This is a genomic window from Methylobacterium sp. WL9, from assembly GCF_008040035.1.
Taxonomy (GTDB): domain Bacteria; phylum Pseudomonadota; class Alphaproteobacteria; order Rhizobiales; family Beijerinckiaceae; genus Methylobacterium; species Methylobacterium thuringiense.
This window is the reverse complement of record NZ_VRVE01000007.1, coordinates 19,698-36,595: the sequence shown is the minus strand read 5'-3', so window position 1 is coordinate 36,595 and position 16,898 is coordinate 19,698. Positions and strand designations below refer to the sequence as shown.

The following is a 16,898-nucleotide window of genomic DNA, read 5'->3' as shown; positions in this document are numbered from 1 at the left end:
ACAGGTGAGCACAAACGATCACCGATTGAGGTGATCCCAGACCTTGGAGACCACGACCGATCCCTCGCCCACCGAGGATGCGACGCGCTTGACGGAATTGGCGCGCACATCGCCTACTGCGAAAATTCCGGGATGCGAAGCGGCGTAGGGCGATGTCTCTCCGATCGCGTCTCCGGTCAGTACGAATCCGTGGGCATCGAGTTTGGCGAGGCCGGAGAGCCAGCCGGTGTTGGGTGCGGCACCCACCATCACGAACAGGGCGCAAGTCGAGACCGTGCGCTGAGTGCCGTCGGCGACATTGCGGATCGTCACCGCTTCGAGATGATCCTCACCCTGTAGGGCGGTCACCTCGGCCCCGTATTCGATCGTGATCGCAGATTCCGCTGCGAGTCGGCTCGATAGGTAGCTGGACATCGAGGCGGCGAGGGATTGTCCGCGCACCAGGAGGCGCACATGGCCCGCCGAGCGGCTGAGGAACATTGCCGCCTGCCCGGCCGAGTTGCCGCCGCCGATGATGATCGTCTCGGTGTTCTTGCAGTAGCGCGCCTCGATTTCCGTCGCGGCGTAATAGACGCCCGCGCCCTCGAAGGCCTCTAGGCGATCGATCGGCAATCGTCGGTACTGCACGCCGGTCGCGGCGATGACCGCGCGTCCGCGAACACGTTGGTCGTTGTCGAATGTTGCACAGAAGGCGTCGTCTTCGAGCCGTTCCAGCTTCACCACCCGCCGCGGCATCGCGAACCGGGTCCCGAACTTCATCGCCTGAACCTCACCGCGCCAAACGAGGTCGGCGCCGGAGATGCCGGTCGGGAAACCCATGTAGTTCTCGATGCGGCTGGACGTGCCGGCCTGACCGCCGATCGCGAGATCCTCGATCACCAGGGCGCGGAGCCCCTCCGCCCCGGCATAGACGCCGGCTGCCACGCCGGCGGGGCCGCCGCCGACGATGAGCACGTCGAAAGCCTCGTCGTCGACGAGGTTGTAGTTCAGGCCGAGCAGCTGCGCGACCTTGTCGGGGGTCGGGTCCGTCACGACGATGTCCCGGCCGAAGATCACGGCCGGCCGACCGGAGGAAATCGCACAGCTTTCCGCGATGGCTCCCGCTTCCGGGGTGCCAAGCGCGTAGGATCGGTAAGGGAAGCGGTTGCGGCTCGCGAATTCCGCGATCCGCCGGACGGCCCGGTCGTCATCCTCGCCGATGAGCACCAGCGTGCCGTCGCGCGAATCGAGCTGCCGCCGCCGCCGCGCCGCCAGCACCGTGATGACGATGTCCGACATTTCGGGGATTTCGGACATCAGCCGCAGCATGTCGGCCCGCGGCACCTCGATGACGCGGGTCTCCGTGACCGCCCGCATGGGCATCGACCAGTTGCCACCGTTCAGGAACGCGATTTCACCCATGAACTGCGTCGGCCCAAGGGTCGAGGGAAGATGACGCTCGTCGGTGAAGGGGTTCACCACTTCGATCTCGCCCTCGATGACGTAGACGAAGCGGTCGGCCGGCTCGCCGGCGCGGGCAAGGAACGTCCCGGCTGGATAGAGCCGCTCGGCACCGAGGGCCCGGAGCGCGGCAACATGCGCGGCGGCCAGGGGTACGCGCTGCATCTCGCGAAGGTCGCGGCCGATGGTTTCCATGTCTTCCCCCATCGTCCGATTAGACACAGCATCGATCGCGCGTCTTCGTCCGGCAAGACGCGCGATCTTGCGACGGGTACCACACTGGTCCGCCTGCGCATCGGCCCTCGAATAGTCTCCTCCGCGTTCGCCGGCCGACGGAGTACGTGGATCAACCGGCGAGTTGACGAAGTTCGCCCCGGGCAATGCCGACGAGCGTGCGCATCGCGAGACCGACGACGATCACCGTGGCAAGGCCGAGCAACAGCAGCGCCAGCGCATCCGCAGCGATTGCCTGAGCATGCCCGGCATAACGCAACGCTGCTACCGCCATGGCGGCGATCGGGAAACTCACAGCCCACCACGAGATCCGGAACGGGCAGCACCGCGGCAGATCGCGCAGTCGGCCTACAAGCACGGCGAAGACGAACAGGGCGATGAAGAAAAGGGCCTCCGCGAAAGCGTCGACTCGGCCGAACGTCGCGACATAGCTGGAGAAACCGACCGCGAAGGGGGCCACGAGGATCATCAGAGTCGGCCGCTGGGCCGGGACCAGGGGCTCCTCGAATACGAGCCGGGCAAAAACCAGGGTGAAGAGGGGGACCGCAAAGAACAACCCGATGCTCAATGAGAACATAATCAGGGTCTGGGTGTGCGGCAGTCCGAGCGCCGGCCCCGCCAGTGGCACGTCGAGAAGGCCGACCACCGGCACGATCCAGGCCGGCGTCGCGTGGGCGAGCTGGTGCCGGCTGCCCATCCAGCGGCTGACGATCAGGAAGGCGAACAGGATCATCCCGCCGGCGCCGAGCAACCAGGCCGCCACCGCCAGCAACGGGCTGAGTGGCTGGAGCACGAAGGGTAGCAGGAGCAGGCTGATGAGCACCGTCCCGAAGAGGTTCCCCGCGATCGGGTGCCGGAACTCGCTCTGGACGCTCGTCCACGCGGTCACCGCCTTGGCGCCGTAAGCCACTGCCAGGAGGCCGAATACGGCGAGCGCGCTCCAGCCGATCCCATAGCCGATGACCCCGGGCAGACCATACCGGGCGCTTGCCAGCCGCCATCCGATGCCGAGCCCCGTCAGTCCCATCACGGAGCCGAACAAGCTCACCGGTAGGTAATCGAACAGGGGTTTGCGCGCCGCGGAGGCGAGCCGCAGGTCGTCTCCGGCAACAGGCATCGTCATCGCCGCGCTTTCACCATGGGGGCACCCGGGGGGGACATCCGAGGCGAGGCGATCGGGATCAGGCACCGGACAGCCGGGTCTTCGCGAGTGGCAGGCTGCGGATGCGCTGCCCCGTCAGCGTGGCGACGGCGTTGACCACGGCCGGGGGTACGCCCGGCAGCCCCGGTTCACCGATCCCCCCCATCGGCGCCCCGCTCTCGACGATGGCGACGTGGACGCGCGGCATGCGCTCGCGGTCGAGAATGGGATAGGCATCGAAGTTGCGCGCCTGACGCTGCCCGTCCTCGTAGACGACCTGCTCCAGGAGCGTCGAGGAGAGTCCAAGGGCGGCCGCGCCCTCCACCTGCCGCTTGACGATGGCGGGGTTGACCACGCTGCCCGGATCGATGGCGATCCAGAGGTCATGCACTCGCGCCTCGCCGTCCTTCAGCGAGACTTCGGCAATGGTTGCCGTCTCTGAACCGAAGGGCGAGGCCATGGAGACGCCGCGCGCCCGACGCGTGCCGTCCGCCGCCTGGAACGTCCCGCCTTTCCAACCACCGGCCAGATCGGCGACGGCCCGGAGCAGGGTCCGGTGGCGCGGACTGTCCTTCAGAAGCGCCATGCGGAGCGCGAACGGGTCCTTGGCTCCGGCGGCCGCGATCTCGTCGAGGAAGCTCTCGTAGAAGAAGTCGTTCATCGAATGCCCGACAGAGCGCCAGAAGGCGATCGTGACCGGGTGCGGCACCTTCACATAATCGAGGCGCCGGTTTGGGATAGCGTAGGGTTTCTTGTCGAGACCTTCAACGACAGACGAATCCACCGGCGACTTGAACAGGGCACCGAACCAGCGTCCGATAGGCCCTTCGCCCACCGCCGTCGTTTGCAGAGCGACCGGCATCCCGTCGCTCCCGAGAGCGGCGCGGAATCGGGCGAAGCTCAGGGGACGCACCGCATCCATGCCGAACTCCTCCTCGCGCGACCACAGCACCCGGACCGGGCGTCCGGTCGCCTTTGCGAGCAGGATCGCCTGTGGAAACGGATTGGCGGGTCCGTAGTAGAAGTGGCGCCCGAAGAAGCCGCCGAGCATCGGCGAGTGGATGCGCACCTGCGCCGGCTGAACTCCAGCCGTGCCGGCCGCGACCTGTTGGAACAGTTCCGGCATCTGGTTGGGCACCCAGAGATCGAGGCTGCCGTCTGCCTCGAACCGGGCGATGGCCGAGGGGGGCTCGAGCTGGGCATGCGCGAGGTAGGGCGCATCGTATTCCGCCTCGATGACTTTCGCCGCCGCGGCGAAGGCGCCCGCGACGTCGCCCTCCTGCTCGGCGGCGACGCCCGGTTCCGTCGTGGATTTCAGGGCTGCGAGCATCGCGGCCGACGAGAAGGATTTGGAAACCGTGGCGACCCCGTCCTCAGCGGGGCTCGTCCAAGTCACCTGCAGCGCCTCCGCGCCCTTGCGCGCCCGCCACCAAGAATCCGCCACGACCGCCACCGCGCCAGGCAGGCGATGCACCGAGTCGATCCCGGCCATCGCACGAATGTCCTTCTCGTTGGCGATGGTCTCGGGCTCCGTGCCGAGATGCGGAGCGTGCCGGATCGCCGCGTGGAGCATTCCGTCGAGGCGGATGTCGATCGCGTAGACCGCGCGGCCCGTGGACTTGTCCCGCATGTCGAGCCGCGCGACCGGCTTTCCGATCCACCGAAAGCTCTCGGGGTCCTTCAGCGGCACGTCGTCCCTTGGCTGGAGGGCGAGCGCAGCGGAGGCGAGTTCGCCGTAGCCGAGCGACCGGCCGGAAGCGGCGTGGATCACCCGGCCGTCATCGGTGCTGAGCTGACCCTGCGGGACGCCGAGCTTGGCCGCCGCTGAGCGCAGCATCATCTCGCGGGCCGTGGCGCCCAGGCGCCGCATGGCCGCGTAGCTGGAACGGGTGGAGAAGCTTCCCCCCGTCATGCGCAGGCCGTTGACGACGGCGTAATCGGGGCCGGGCGGCGCGCATTCGACGGCAAAGCGCGCCGGGTCGAGGTCGAACTCCTCGCCGATGGTCTGAGCCAGGCCGGTATTGATGCCTTGGCCGCCCTCCACGAAGGGGCTCAGCAGGCGCACCGTACCGTCGGACCGCATCTCCAGGAAGGCCGCGACCCGCGTGCCGGGCTTGGGCGCGATGGCGGCCGAGCCCTCGGGCCGCTCCCCGGCACCGACGGGTTCGGGACCAAGGTTGACGCCGAGCACGAGGGCGCCGGCGGTGGCACCGAGGAAGTTTCGCCGCGACAGGTTGCGGATGGGCTCGCGGCGGCCGGCGGTCGGCCGGGAAGGCGTGAGGTCGTTCATGGCGCCGTCTCCCCTCAGACCGCGGCTTGCCGCACGGCGGCAGCGATCGCGTTATAGGTGCCGCAGCGGCAGAGATTGGTCATCGCCGAGGCGATATCGTCCTCGGTCGGCTTCGGTGTTCCTTTCAGGAGGCCGGTCGCCGCCATGACCTGGCCCGACTGGCAGTAGCCGCATTGCGGCACCTCGATGCCGATCCAGGCCGCGACGACCCTGGCGCCTACCGGATCCTGCTCGATCGCCTCGATGGTGGTGACGCTCTGCGTCCCAACGCTCTCCAGCGGGATCTGACAGGAGCGCGTCGCTTGTCCGTCGAGGAGAACCGTACAGGCGCCGCACTGTCCGATGCCGCAGCCATACTTGGTGCCGCTCAGCCCAAGGGTGTCACGCAGGACGAAAAGGAGCGGCGTATCGGGTTCGGCCTCGACAGCATGTGGCCGGCCATTGACCGTCAGATTCACCATGGCCGCATTCCTCCGAGAGGTTCGCCCCGCACTGCATTATGGATAAGTCTGGCCGGCGCGGTCGCAAACGTCATAAACGCAGCGTTTTCGGACATGCGGCGGCTTCATGCGGCGTACCTGGCTCGCAGTAGTCCCTGCCGGATCCCCTGCGGGGTCTGCCCGTAGATCCGGAGGAAGGCGCGGCGCATCCGCTCCCGGTCGGCAAATCCGGATTCTGTGGCGACCACATCGAGGGAGTGCCGGCTCCGCACCAGCAGAACACGAGCAGCATCGGCTCGCAGGCGCTCGATCACCTTGGCCGGCGAAAGGCCGAACTCTGCCTGGACCGCCCGGTTGAACTGCCGGGGGGAGAGGTGGGCAGCCTCGGCGAGGCGGGCCACGCTAAGCGGTTCCCGCAGATGGCCGCGCGCGAACGCGAAGGCCCGCTGAATCCGATCGGATTTCGGCTCCAGGTCCAGGAGGCTGGAGGCCTGCGGCTGACCGCCGGAGCGGCGTCGATCGAGGAGCATCCGGCGGGCGACCTCGCGGGCCGCCCCCGACCCGAGGTCGTCTTCGACCAGCGCCAGGGCCATGTCGATGGAGGCCGTCATGCCGGCAGAGGTCCAGATCGCCCCGTCCCGAACGTAGAGCTGGTCGGTTTCCACCCGCAGGTCGGGAAAGCGCGCCGCCAGCTCCGCATTGTCGCGCCAATGGGCCGTGACCCGACGACCCGCGAGAAGGCCCGCCTCCGCCAGCACGAAGCTGCCCCGACAGAAGGATGCGACACGCCGCGCCTGCTCGGCTACCCGGCACACGAACGCGAGGAGGATCGGCGAGCCCGCCCCCGCGCCCGTGGAGGCTCCGACGATGAGGGTGTCGAACGCCGCCTCGCCAGGCGATTCGGTCATCACGGCAAAGCCCGCATTCGTCTGAACCGGACCGCCCGCTTCGGAGATGAGGTGCAGATCGTAGACGGGTTCGCCCGCAACGTTGTTCGCAACCTGAAACACCGCCATGGCCGAGAGCGACATCAGCTTCAGCTCGGGGATCGCTAGAACGCCGATGGTCAGCACGGCCTTCTCCCTGCGTCCGGTCTCGCGAGTACTCGGCGAGACTACCAGAGTTCAACGGGGCGGTCCCCGATTTAGGGTTTAAGGCGCGTAATTAGTAAATACCAAATCGCGCGGGGAGTCTAATCGATTGTGGCAGGCAAAACAGGTCTGGACAGACTGCGAATTTGGATCGGACTTGCCATTGACGAACTGCCCAAACCCCCATCCGCCAGTTGTCGGCCACTTTTTACTGTCTTTTGCATCTACCTGTATGTTGGTCGGATCGCCAGCGATAAATGATTGCTGTTGCCCAAATACTTCATTATTTTGCTCGGACGATACATATTTATAAGCTAGTCGAACGATCACGGAACCATCCGGGAACGGTCGCTTGCCGGATCTATAAGCCGACATTGCTATATCGTTACCTAATATAGCACGGATATCGTTCAGAGATCCGGCTTCATGTGCAACGCTGATGAGCTCGAAGCTCCTGTATCCTTCTGGCAGCTCGGAAATACGGCCCGGTTCGGTTTCTGCGTCGAGTCCTTGAGCAATCGCAACGGACGCCACAATGAACACGGCTGATGCGCACAGCGTGGCTTTGACATATGAAATATACATGATGCCCTCCCCCTGTCGTACGAATGTACCAAGACCCAGGATAATTTGGTAGTCACAGATTTTGCAAAGGGTTCGTGGAAGTCGAAACGTCCGCGCGCAGGCATGCGGCCAACTTTCGCTCATGGCGCACAGCAGCGATGGTGAACGGCTTGGTTGTGTGGATTTCTGCCGGTCCGCTTTCAGGCGGTGAAACGACGGAAGCGGCCGAACAGCGATTTTTGAGCTGATAGACCCACCGACGTGCTGCCGAGGCGGATCAGTTTCGTGAGGGTGCCGGTTTAGGAGGACCGCTGAGACGGCCAGTGGCCGGGATATCATTATGACTTCGACCAATCGTCACGATGGATGACGGACTTGCGCGCGTGGCCGGTCGGACTGCTCATCCCCCTCCTGATCTCTTCCGGTCAGGCAGCGTCGCCGGCGGGTCCGTACTGGATCGTCGCCGGTTCGTTCTCGAACCCGGATTACGCTCAGGTGCAGTACGAGGCGGTACGGCGCGCTTCGGAAGCCGTGAAAAGGTGCGGATTTCAGCCGTTCAACGATTTCTCTGGCAAGTTCGCAGGCTTCAACGAAGGTTTCGATGTGGTGGCGGTAGGCGGCTACGCCACGCGGGCTGCGGCAGAGACCGATCTCGCTCGCCTGCGCGTTTGCGTTCCGAACATTTATGTCCGCAGGGGCCGGTACCTCGGTGAATAAGCACCCCGCGATCGCCGGTCCGCAGCCTTTGTGGATCGACACGCTGCGCGAAAACAATCTCGAACGTGAGGGGGTGGGTATGACGACGAGAGGACCTTGGCGTGGCTGGACAACGCGCCTCGTCGCGATCGCGCTCGTCCTTGCCGCGCCAGCCGCACGCGCCGGTTGCGTCTTGTCGGACGTCGTTCGGGACGATGCCCGAGCGTCTGCCGTGAAGACGGATGCGGCACATACCTATATCCTCGAGGATGAGGTGCTCGAGACGGGCTGGCCGAGTTCGAGCATCTCCTGCCACGGACGCGCCTATCTCACATTGGGCGCGCGGTAATGACGGGCCCGACCCAGGGCAGCTTTACCTGTGCCGCCTTCACCAGCGCGAAGGGCATAACGACGATCGGCTGGTTGCCGAACGCAACGCTGGTCCCCCTGCCTGAGGAAGCGCCGGCGCCGATGGCTTTCGTCGGGCACTGGGTCGGGCCGGAACAGGACGTGACCATTGCGCCTGCCGGCGGAAAAGCCGTCGGCGTTAAAGGCGATGCGACTTGGGGAATGTCTGCCGCGCGCCTTCGCTCCGGTGCCTCAATCCACACCGGCGAGGTGGTGGGCACGGCACGTCCCGAAAAAGGCATCCTCGCCTTTACGATGGGGACCGACGACAAGACTTTGCCCTATGCGGAAGGCGGACCCGACGGCTGCCGGGTGCGGATGTGGCGGTGCGGCCCGTATCTGTAGGTGTGGGACAACAATGCCCGCGGCGGTGCGAACGTGAGCTTCACAGGCATCTACGCTTGAACGGGCTGAGCTCACGGTCTCAGAACTCGCGACTTGATCGCTCCATCGCGTCGGGTTGACGCACCCTTTGCCATCGTTAGAAGTGCAACCGCCGGACGAGACACGCCCGAGTTGCGTCCAAAAATATCTGGAATGGCGTCCGGCAGATCTTCGGTGATCCCGCCGTTCCACGCGCCGTACTGGCGCTGATCCATGCGCGCTCCTGGAGACGACCGATTTCCCAGTCCACGCGTCCGCCTTCGCGCCCGCGCGCCATCGCAGGCCTCGTCGCGGCCACCGTGCTGCTGCCGCTCGCGTTCATGCTGCTCGGCCTCTGGGAGGGGCAGCGCGGCTCCGACGACTGGGCGGCCTTCGACGCCGAGCGGTCGCGTCTGGCAGGGGTTGTCGCCGATCTGGAGGCACGGGTACCGCGCGACGGGCGCATCGACTTCCGCATGCAGTTCCGTCGCAACGGCCAGACCTATGCCGGTCCGCTCGCCCTCGATCAGGCGCGTGCGGCACGCGACGAAGCCGGGACCATGACGACGCTGATGGACTGGCGCCGTGTCCTGCCGCCGATCGCCGTGGTGGCGGGCGGTCTCGCAGCGATGCTGTCCGTTCTCGTCCTGGTCGCCGGAGCCGGCCTGGGATGGGTGGGGCAGGCCTCCCGCGAAACGCTGGTCCGGGGCTTCTCGCTCGTGCGCCGGCTGCTTCCGCCGGTGCTGGCGGCCCAAATTCTTCTAGCGACAGCGGGCTTCGTCGCCGTTGTGATCTTCGAAACCGGCATGCTGGTTCATCCCGGGCTCGGCGGCGGCGAGATCAAGCTGCTTATGCTTGCCGCCGTCGCAGCCGGGGCCGCCATCGTGGCGGCCGGCACCGCGGTACTGGGACTGCGCCGCGCGCTCGCGGCTTTCGAGCCGGATCCGCTCCCGGTCCACGGTCGGGTCGTCTCGGCCGCGGATGCACCCGGGCTGTGGCGACTGACCCAGGGGCTCGCCGCCCGGCTCGGGGCGCTCGAGCCCGAGGCCGTCGTCGTCGGCGTCACCGGCGGCTACTTCGTCAGCTCCGGGCCGGCCGTGCTGACGCCGAGCGGCGAGGCGCTGACGGGTCGCATCCTCTACCTGCCCCTGCCGTATCTTGCCCTGATGCGTGGCGACGAAACCGCAGCCATCATCGCCCACGAACTCGCTCACTATGCCGGCGGCGACACCGCCTACAGCCAGCGCTTTCTGCCGATCTATGCGGGAGTCGCGCGCTCCCTCGACGCGGTTGCCGCGGGCCATCAGGGTGCGCTCGGACTGCTCGGGCCGTCGCTGCGCCTCGGCGTGTTCGTGATGGAGCGCTTCCACCTCGCCGTGCGGCACTGGAGCCGGGCGCGCGAGTTCGCCGCCGACGCCGCGGGTGCGGTCGTCACCTCGGCAGACGCCTCGGCGCGGGCGCTCCTGCGCAGCGGATCCCTGCAGCCGTCCATCGTCGCGACGCTCGACGCCGCGGCCGCGGCGCCGGACTCTGGCCCGGCCGACCTCGTCGCGGCCGCACTCGACCGCGCGATCGCGCGCGGCCTCGACGATCCGGCGGTGCATCTGGAAACCGAGCAGGCCCACCCGACGGACACCCATCCGACGACCCGCGAGCGTGTCGCCGCGCTCGGACGGGCGATCGATCCGAGCCTTCTGGCCGCAGCCGGCGCAGTGCCGCCGCCCCATGCGCTCGGGCAGCTGGCCGCCTACTTCGCGGACCCGATCGGGTTGTGTCGGGCCGCGACGGACGACTTCCTCGGCACGGTCCGGGCGCAGGACGCGGCATTCGCCGCGCATCTCGAGACGACGGCGGCGGAGGTCGGTGTCGAAGAACAGGTGCTGCGCGAGAACAGCCGACCCGGCGCCTTCGTGTTCGTCGCGGCCGGTGGCCTTTTCGGTGTCACGGCCCTCGCGATGCTGTTGGTGGGCTTCCCGGGACTTCCGCCGAGCCAGGCCTGGATCGTGGCGACGGTCGCGCTCGTCATCGCCGCTCTGTTCGCCGGTCTCGGGACCTATCGGCTCCGTCAGGGCGAGCGCGTCACCCTGATCCTGAGACCCGGTGGGCTGGCGGTGCCCGGCCTCGACCGGGTGATCACTTGGGACGACATCGCCGATCTCGATCTGACGACGAACCAGACCGGGATCGTCACGCGGCTGCTCCTGCCGCCGGAGGCGCCGTTCCCGCAACGGGCACCCGGGGGGCGCGGCATCAAGCTCGACGCGAAGCGCCGCATCGTCACGATCGCGCTCGGCCTGCCGCGGAGGATGAAGCCGCAAGACCTGGCCGACCTTTTCGGCCGCTATCAGCAGGCCGCGCAGGCGCGGCGGATCCTGGCCGAGAGGAATGCCGGCGCATCGCCGGCACCCGTCCCTTCGAACCCCGTCGCCTGAGGCAGCATGACCGCATCTCCCGATCGCGCCGAGCTCCTGCGCCTGCCCCCTCAAGGTCAGGGCTGGATGAACACCTTCTGGGTGCTGTTCGGCGTCGTGGCGCTCGGCGCCCTCCTGGTGGCCTGCGCCGTCTACACGGCGCCTCCCCTGATGACGGACTGGCAGGTCCGCGAGGCGGCCCGTCCCGCCGCGAATGCCCGGGTGAGCGATGGCAAGTGCAGCGCCAAGATCGTGATCCATATCTGCGATGTGACGCTCAATCTGCGCACGCCGGACACAACCGTGGCTCGGCGGGTGAACTACGTGTTCTCGGGCTTGCATGTCGGCGACTACAGCATCGCGGTGATGGTCGACCCGGCGCGTCCCGAGTTGCTCACCACCGATCTCGGCCTCGACAGGCTCTGGAACCGCACGATTACCCTGCTCGTGCTCATGGCCGCGCTCGTCGCCGCCATCGTCGGAGCGCTCGCCTCCCTGATCCGGAACCGACGTCCGGCCTCCGGTGCCGTCGGGTGAGGTCTGCGGGGCCGTCCCGCCGGCGCCGTGTTCGCGCCGTCCTGCTCGCTCTCCCGGTTGTCGCGCTGCTGAGCTTCCTGCTTGCTCCCGAAAGACACCTCGCCTGCGACGAGACGTGGTTGAAGGAGCGCAGCCCCGATCACGCCTGGACGCTGACGGTGTGCCGGCGCCCGATGATGTTCGCCATGCCCGGCGGCGGCAGCGACGCGCCGGGCTGGATCGTGCTGCGCGATGCGGACGACGCGATCCGAGGCGTGGTCCACCTCGAGATGATGCAGCTCCTCGCCGAAGCCGGACCGGCCGGAGGCACGCGTTGGCAGCCGGACCGGGTCATGCTCTCCGGCCTCGCGGAGATGCCGCTCGTGCCGGCTACGAGCCCGGTCTCACGCTGGTTTGCGGATCGTCTGTGGCGGGTCCGCGCCAGTGCGGGCCTGGTCCCCTCGGACCTGATGTCGGCTCAATGATAACGGGAGCTCCGGCCGCAGCCTGCCGACCCCACGCGTCCAGCGTGCGGCGCGGGCCAGCACGATTTTCCCTCCGAGGCCGGACCGGGCCGTTGGCGCGATCAGCCGTCGGGCCTGCGGTCGAGGCTGCGCAGCGCCTCCGGATCCCGCCCGTAGCGCCGCCGCATGCGCGTCTCGTCCGCCGCGACGGCGTCGCAGCGGAGGGCCTTCACAGCGGCAGCGATGGCACGCCCGCGGTCTGCGTCGTAGGCCTCCTCGCCCGTCCAGTGATGGCAGTCCGTCCGCCGCGGCATGAACGCCGTGACCTCGACTGGGAGCCCCGCTTCGACGGCCGCGCCCGGGTCCGCCCACGCAGGCAACTGCGCGAGAACCAGCGCGCAGAGACACGTTGGCGGCACCCAACCTCCGGTCATTCCGGCCACCCTCCCATCGCGCCTGCCAGTCGGCATACCAGACCATCGATGGGGAGGCAGCCGTCCTGCCGACCCGCATCGACCGGAGCGTCGTCCGCGTCATGCGGCTCGCCTGGGTCGGCGATCCGTCGATCGAGACTCCCGGGACGGTCTATCGCCTGCAGACGTCGGGATGACGGACCGTCATCGAACGATCACCCCAGGCCTGCATTCGCAGGCCATCATTGCCCAACGAGGAATCCGTCGAATGCTCTCACGCCGACACGCTCTCGCCGCCGCGGCGACCCTTCTCTTCGTCCCGGCGGTCCAGGCCGAGCCCGCCGTCGGCCTCGCCGAGCGCCGAGCGATCGCCGCCTATCGGCAGGACCGCTACCCGGCCCTGGAGAAGGCGATCCAGGACGCGGCAGGCTTTCCGGTGCCGGTCGAGGTGGTCTGGGACCAGCTCACCGTCCCGGGCGACGCCCAGTATGTTTCGGACGATACCTATTTCGGGACGACGATCTTCGCGCCGCTCGCCGCCGGCCTGAAAGAGGTCGGCAAGGACAAGATGGGCCGCGACGCCCTGAGCAAGACCCTCAAGGCGATCCGGGTCCGCTACGACGAGAAGACCGCGGTCGCCTCGAACTTCGCCAAGGGGCTGACCTTCAAGGATGGGGTCCTCGACGTGAACTGGCGGCCGTTCGCCAACACCGCCGACGTCAAGCCGCGCGTCGAGGCGGTGGTCGAGGTGCTCGAGAAAAACCTGTGATCGGCAGGATCGGACATCGCTCGCGGATCGCCTGTGCGACCGGCCTCGCACTCGTGCTCGCCGTCTGCGGCCGGGTGGCGGCAGGCGAGCCGGTTGCCACCTCCGGCGTCTACGGCAGCCTGACCCTGGCGGTGAACGGCAAGTCCGTGGCCGGCGTCTTCTCCGAGGGCCGCGGTGAGCCAGGTCCGGGCGGGGCTGCGCCGTTCAGCTGCATCTTCCTCATGCGGGGCAGCCTCGTGGGCTCGCGTGCCGAGATCGAGACCTGGTTCCCGGGCGAACCGGAGCGCATCCCCGGCACGCTCGCCTTCACGCCGGAGGGGGCGGCCCTGACGCTCGCCGAGGATCACGGCGGCTGCATGATGGCGACGGGCACGATGGTCGGAAAGCCTTTCGATCTCGGCCGGGGTCGACTTCAGCCCACGGAGAACTGGCTTGCGGTTGGCCTCGTGACGACCAAGCGCGCCGTCCTTCGACCCGAGCCCGGCCCTGCGCCGAAACGGGGCCCCTACCTCGTCGAATACGACCCGGTGGCGCTTCTCGAGCGCAGGGACGGCTGGGTACGGGCGCGTTATCTCGGCGGCACGAAAACGGTTTCAGGCTGGCTGCCGGCGGATGATCTCGTCGTGGTCGCGCCTTGAGGTCGCAGTCCGAGGCCTCGCCGGTCGGAAGACAAGCGCTCGTACCCCATTCTGGAGCGCTCGGTCGATCACGCTATCGACGGCGGGCGGGGCGCAGCGGTCCAAGGAAGCCGCTCCATTCCATGCCCATCGCTTGTGCTCGCTCCGCGATGACGCCGATGCCGCCCATCAACCCGGCGATCGGCGAGGCCTGCATGCCCGGATCGTTCAGCGCCCGTCCAATCTGCCGGCCCTCCCACCAGAGTTCCAGAACGATCAGGGCCAGAAGCCCAATCAGTCCCCAGGTCGCGAGGCCCCAACCAAGAATGTAGATGCCGTAGGGCGGCGACAGGGCGGTGCCGAGATGCGACAAACCGATCACGGCACCAAAGCCGAGGACGAGTATTGCCAGCAGGCGAAACACCAGACGCCTGTAAAGACGCAACGCGAGATCGAGATCCTCGACGGAGGACTGGTCAAGTTTCAGGGTCATGAAGCCTCTCGCAAAGGGTTCATCCGTCATTCCGGGAACGATCCGATGATGGCAGCATCCTCAGAAAGGGGCGGCCGCAGAACGTAGGCCGGTCGGTTGCAATCTGCGTCAGCAGCCATCGTCCACGTCGCGACGAGACGGCCGCGCGTCCAGCGATCCGACGCGACGCGGTGTTCTATCGGACGGTGCCATCGGGAAACTGCTGTGCCGTCGGTCTTTGCCGCGGGGCCTCTTCCGTCGTGATCGTGCCTGTCCCGAGCAGGATCGCGAACAACGCCATCGGCAACGCCCAGAGTTGCATCGGGATGCCGAAGAACGCGTGGTCGCGGGCGGCCGGACCGAACGTCTCGCCGCGGTTCCAGCGGAGCCCGAGGCCGAGCGCCGTGATGGCGGCAAGGCCCATCGTGAGGCAGACGCCGCGATCCACCTCCGGGCCATCGACCTGCCGCAGGACGATCAGAGGCAGGAACATCGCCGCCGCAGCCAGAAAGATGACCCAATAGCCGCGACCATGCCAGAACACGTACATGCGTCGATCTTCCCCCTGCGATCCGAGTCGGATGCTCTTTCTGGGTCGGCCATCGGATCATCTATCAGAGCGAAGCGCGTCGTGCCCCGCGCACGGGACGGAAAAACAGCGAAGATCGGCACCGTCGCGATCTTATGACGTCTCTTCGGGCGTGATTGTCCTGCTGATGTCTTTGACTTTGTTTTTTGCCGCACGTGACAGTGCGATGTCGGCTCCCGCCTATCCCCTGGCTTGCCGGTTCGTCCGCACCGAACTCGACCTCCATCGCGACTGCGCCCGCCGCGACGGCGCCGTGCTGCGCATCGCCCCGGTCCACATTGCGCAGATGCGCTTTCGTCGCGGGCTCGCCGAGGTCGCGATCGACGAGATCGGCTGGCTCTGGGTGCGACGCGATGGTCTGGCGCTGCCGGTCTTCGTCTTCGACAACGGATCCGACCCTTACGTGCAGGGCCTCGTGCGGGGTTGGCACGCGGGAAAGGTGGCATTCTACGACCGCCGACTGCGCCTCGCCCTCGCGACGCCCTACGATTGGTCCTTCCCGTTCAACCGGCGGGGCGTCGCGCTCGTATGCACGGGATGCCGTTCCGACGGCCGTTCACCATCCTCGATGATCGGAGGTCGGTGGGCCCTGATCGATCGGAAGGGCGCGCTTCTCGAACCGCTCTCGGAGAGTGACACGGCATCCGACCGGTACTTCGCGCGCTGACGACGTTTGACGCCGTACGCATACAAACTCTCGGGCAATTCATGGGAAGACCACGCTGCGCGGCAGCGAAATGAAGCAATATCCGACAGAAAAGCGCTTCGCCAGCGTTAATGGAAGTCCGCTTTAGTATTTGTAGTAGGGCTTCGTAAATGACTGGCTTGGGTCGGGAGCGGGGCGTCCGGTTCCGGCGCCCAAAAGAACACATCAGGGTAAGATCTCGACCAGTTGCTGGCCTCAAGGTCGCGACAGTGGCGTTCGGTTTACGGAGGGTTTCTTGGATCGCCTTGATGCCATGTCCATCCTCCTCACCGTCATTGAGGAAGGCAGTCTCTCTGCCGGGTCACGGAAGCTGCGCCTTCCCCTCACCACGGTGAGTCGCAGGATTTCCGATCTTGAACGACATCTCGGAACGCGACTTCTAAATCGAACCAGTCGCCGGATCGATCTTACGCCGACGGGTCAGACCTACGTCGCAGCGTCCAAACGCATCCTCGAACAAGTGCTGGAGGCCGAGCGGGCGGCGGCTGGCGAATACAGCACGCCCCGCGGCGAACTATTTGTTACCGCGCCGATCGTCTTCGGCCGTCGACATATCGTGCCGCTCGCCACTGCGTTCCTGGCCGCGCATCCCGAGATCGATATCCGATTGTTTCTGATCGATCGCAGCGTGAACCTCGTCGAAGACCATGTCGATATCGCTTTGCGGATCGGCCCTCTGGCCGACAGCGCACTCTTGGCCACGCGCCTCGGCTCGGTCCGCCGTGTGGTCTGCGCAAGTCCGGACTACCTCGCGCGCCGCGGCGTGCCGACAACACCGCAGGCGTTGAGCGGCCACGAAGCCGTGACCTTCCAGGGCTTTCCCGCAACACCGGAATGGCGTTTCCAAGATGGAGCCAAGACGATCACCGTACCGGTCCGCGCCCGTCTCGCCGTCAACACCGCCGAAGCCGCCGTGGATGCCGCGTTGGCCGGGCTCGGCATCACCCGTGTGTTGTCCTACCAAGTTGCGCCGGAGATCCGATCCGGTGCGCTGACGTTGATCCTCGAGGGCTATGAGCCTGAGCCGCTCCCGGTCAGCTTCGTCCATCCGGAACAAGGACCGACGCCTATCAAGGTACGTGCCTTCCTCGATTGGAGCGTTCCGAAGCTCAGAGCCTACCTTGGAACCCTCTGAGGATCTTCGCAGGCCTTCCATTTTTCGGAATGCAGGCTCCCGAACACATAGGCTTATCCCGAAAACCGGCTGCGCCTAGGTTCCTTCTCACGAGCCGCGATGCATCACGCAGCGGCCTTGGTTCCGAGGAGAAACGTCG

At 66.9% G+C, this 16,898-nt stretch carries 20 protein-coding genes; 10 read left to right on the top strand and 10 right to left on the bottom strand.

Annotation, left to right across the window (positions count from 1 at the left end):
* Window positions 1–18: 18 nt before the first annotated feature.
* From FV217_RS04620 to FV217_RS04595, 6 genes are all read right to left on the bottom strand, one after another.
* The gene (locus tag FV217_RS04620) at window positions 19–1,635 is read right to left on the bottom strand and encodes an FAD-dependent oxidoreductase (protein WP_147814761.1); all 1,617 of its coding nucleotides are present in this window, start codon (window positions 1,633–1,635) and stop codon (window positions 19–21) included.
* Between the two features lie 151 nt (window positions 1,636–1,786).
* Window positions 1,787–2,791 carry an SLAC1 anion channel family protein gene (locus FV217_RS04615; protein ID WP_147814944.1) on the bottom strand — a complete coding sequence of 335 codons (1,005 nt, stop codon included), beginning with the start codon at window positions 2,789–2,791 and terminating at the stop codon, window positions 1,787–1,789.
* Window positions 2,792–2,855: 64 nt separating this feature from the next.
* Entirely contained in the window at window positions 2,856–5,105 is a 2,250-nt protein-coding gene (locus FV217_RS04610) for a xanthine dehydrogenase family protein molybdopterin-binding subunit (protein WP_147814759.1), read from the bottom strand.
* A 14-nt stretch (window positions 5,106–5,119) separates the two neighbouring features.
* Window positions 5,120–5,566: a (2Fe-2S)-binding protein gene (locus FV217_RS04605; protein WP_147814757.1), complete on the bottom strand. Its 447-nt coding sequence runs from the start codon at window positions 5,564–5,566 to the stop codon at window positions 5,120–5,122.
* Between the two features lie 104 nt (window positions 5,567–5,670).
* Window positions 5,671–6,618, bottom strand: a complete 948-nt coding sequence (locus FV217_RS04600; RefSeq protein ID WP_348641947.1) for a helix-turn-helix domain-containing protein — start codon at window positions 6,616–6,618, stop codon at window positions 5,671–5,673.
* A gap of 78 nt (window positions 6,619–6,696) precedes the next feature.
* Window positions 6,697–7,221: a cytochrome P460 family protein gene (locus FV217_RS04595; protein WP_147814755.1), complete on the bottom strand. Its 525-nt coding sequence runs from the start codon at window positions 7,219–7,221 to the stop codon at window positions 6,697–6,699.
* 354 nt (window positions 7,222–7,575) lie between these two features.
* Between FV217_RS04595 and FV217_RS04590 the strand changes: the two genes are divergently transcribed.
* Window positions 7,576–7,917 carry an SPOR domain-containing protein gene (locus FV217_RS04590; RefSeq protein WP_147814753.1) on the top strand — a complete coding sequence of 114 codons (342 nt, stop codon included), beginning with the start codon at window positions 7,576–7,578 and terminating at the stop codon, window positions 7,915–7,917.
* Between the two features lie 327 nt (window positions 7,918–8,244).
* Window positions 8,245–8,649 (top strand): hypothetical protein, encoded by a 405-nt coding sequence (locus FV217_RS04585; RefSeq protein WP_147814751.1) that lies wholly within the window; start codon window positions 8,245–8,247, stop codon window positions 8,647–8,649.
* A gap of 71 nt (window positions 8,650–8,720) precedes the next feature.
* On the opposite strand, the gene FV217_RS04580 is transcribed toward FV217_RS04585, so the two are convergent.
* Window positions 8,721–8,903: a hypothetical protein gene (locus FV217_RS04580; RefSeq protein WP_147814749.1), complete on the bottom strand. Its 183-nt coding sequence runs from the start codon at window positions 8,901–8,903 to the stop codon at window positions 8,721–8,723.
* A gap of 84 nt (window positions 8,904–8,987) precedes the next feature.
* On the opposite strand from FV217_RS04580, the gene FV217_RS04575 reads away from it, so the two are divergent.
* The 3 genes from FV217_RS04575 to FV217_RS04565 all read left to right on the top strand — a co-directional run bounded on the left by FV217_RS04575 (window position 8,988) and on the right by FV217_RS04565 (window position 12,079).
* The gene (locus tag FV217_RS04575; protein WP_147814747.1) at window positions 8,988–11,099 is read left to right on the top strand and encodes a M48 family metalloprotease; all 2,112 of its coding nucleotides are present in this window, start codon (window positions 8,988–8,990) and stop codon (window positions 11,097–11,099) included.
* A gap of 6 nt (window positions 11,100–11,105) precedes the next feature.
* Window positions 11,106–11,615: a hypothetical protein gene (locus FV217_RS04570; protein ID WP_147814745.1), complete on the top strand. Its 510-nt coding sequence runs from the start codon at window positions 11,106–11,108 to the stop codon at window positions 11,613–11,615.
* Window positions 11,616–11,734: 119 nt separating this feature from the next.
* Entirely contained in the window at window positions 11,735–12,079 is a 345-nt protein-coding gene (locus FV217_RS04565) for a hypothetical protein (RefSeq protein WP_147814743.1), read from the top strand.
* A 101-nt stretch (window positions 12,080–12,180) separates the two neighbouring features.
* On the opposite strand, the gene FV217_RS23300 is transcribed toward FV217_RS04565, so the two are convergent.
* Entirely contained in the window at window positions 12,181–12,372 is a 192-nt protein-coding gene (locus tag FV217_RS23300; protein ID WP_238231566.1) for a hypothetical protein, read from the bottom strand.
* 95 nt (window positions 12,373–12,467) lie between these two features.
* On the opposite strand from FV217_RS23300, the gene FV217_RS22690 reads away from it, so the two are divergent.
* The 3 genes from FV217_RS22690 to FV217_RS23200 all read left to right on the top strand — a co-directional run bounded on the left by FV217_RS22690 (window position 12,468) and on the right by FV217_RS23200 (window position 13,878).
* Window positions 12,468–12,668 (top strand): hypothetical protein, encoded by a 201-nt coding sequence (locus FV217_RS22690; RefSeq protein ID WP_187272439.1) that lies wholly within the window; start codon window positions 12,468–12,470, stop codon window positions 12,666–12,668.
* 71 nt (window positions 12,669–12,739) lie between these two features.
* Window positions 12,740–13,240, top strand: coding sequence for a hypothetical protein (locus tag FV217_RS04555; protein ID WP_147814739.1), 501 nt, complete (start codon window positions 12,740–12,742; stop codon window positions 13,238–13,240).
* Entirely contained in the window at window positions 13,237–13,878 is a 642-nt protein-coding gene (locus FV217_RS23200; protein WP_210245121.1) for a hypothetical protein, read from the top strand. The genes FV217_RS04555 and FV217_RS23200 overlap by 4 nt, the downstream gene beginning before the upstream one ends.
* 73 nt (window positions 13,879–13,951) lie before the next feature.
* Here FV217_RS23200 and FV217_RS04545 read toward each other — a convergent pair whose 3' ends face one another.
* The gene (locus FV217_RS04545; protein ID WP_147814737.1) at window positions 13,952–14,350 is read right to left on the bottom strand and encodes an ABC transporter ATP-binding protein; all 399 of its coding nucleotides are present in this window, start codon (window positions 14,348–14,350) and stop codon (window positions 13,952–13,954) included.
* A gap of 175 nt (window positions 14,351–14,525) precedes the next feature.
* Window positions 14,526–14,879, bottom strand: a complete 354-nt coding sequence (locus FV217_RS04540) for a hypothetical protein (protein ID WP_147814735.1) — start codon at window positions 14,877–14,879, stop codon at window positions 14,526–14,528.
* Window positions 14,880–14,910: 31 nt separating this feature from the next.
* Here FV217_RS04540 and FV217_RS04535 point away from each other — a divergent pair, with 31 nt between their 5' ends.
* Window positions 14,911–15,585 (top strand): hypothetical protein, encoded by a 675-nt coding sequence (locus tag FV217_RS04535; protein WP_187272426.1) that lies wholly within the window; start codon window positions 14,911–14,913, stop codon window positions 15,583–15,585.
* A gap of 274 nt (window positions 15,586–15,859) precedes the next feature.
* Window positions 15,860–16,759, top strand: coding sequence for a LysR family transcriptional regulator (locus tag FV217_RS04530; protein ID WP_147814733.1), 900 nt, complete (start codon window positions 15,860–15,862; stop codon window positions 16,757–16,759).
* The last annotated feature ends 139 nt before the right edge of the window (window positions 16,760–16,898 follow it).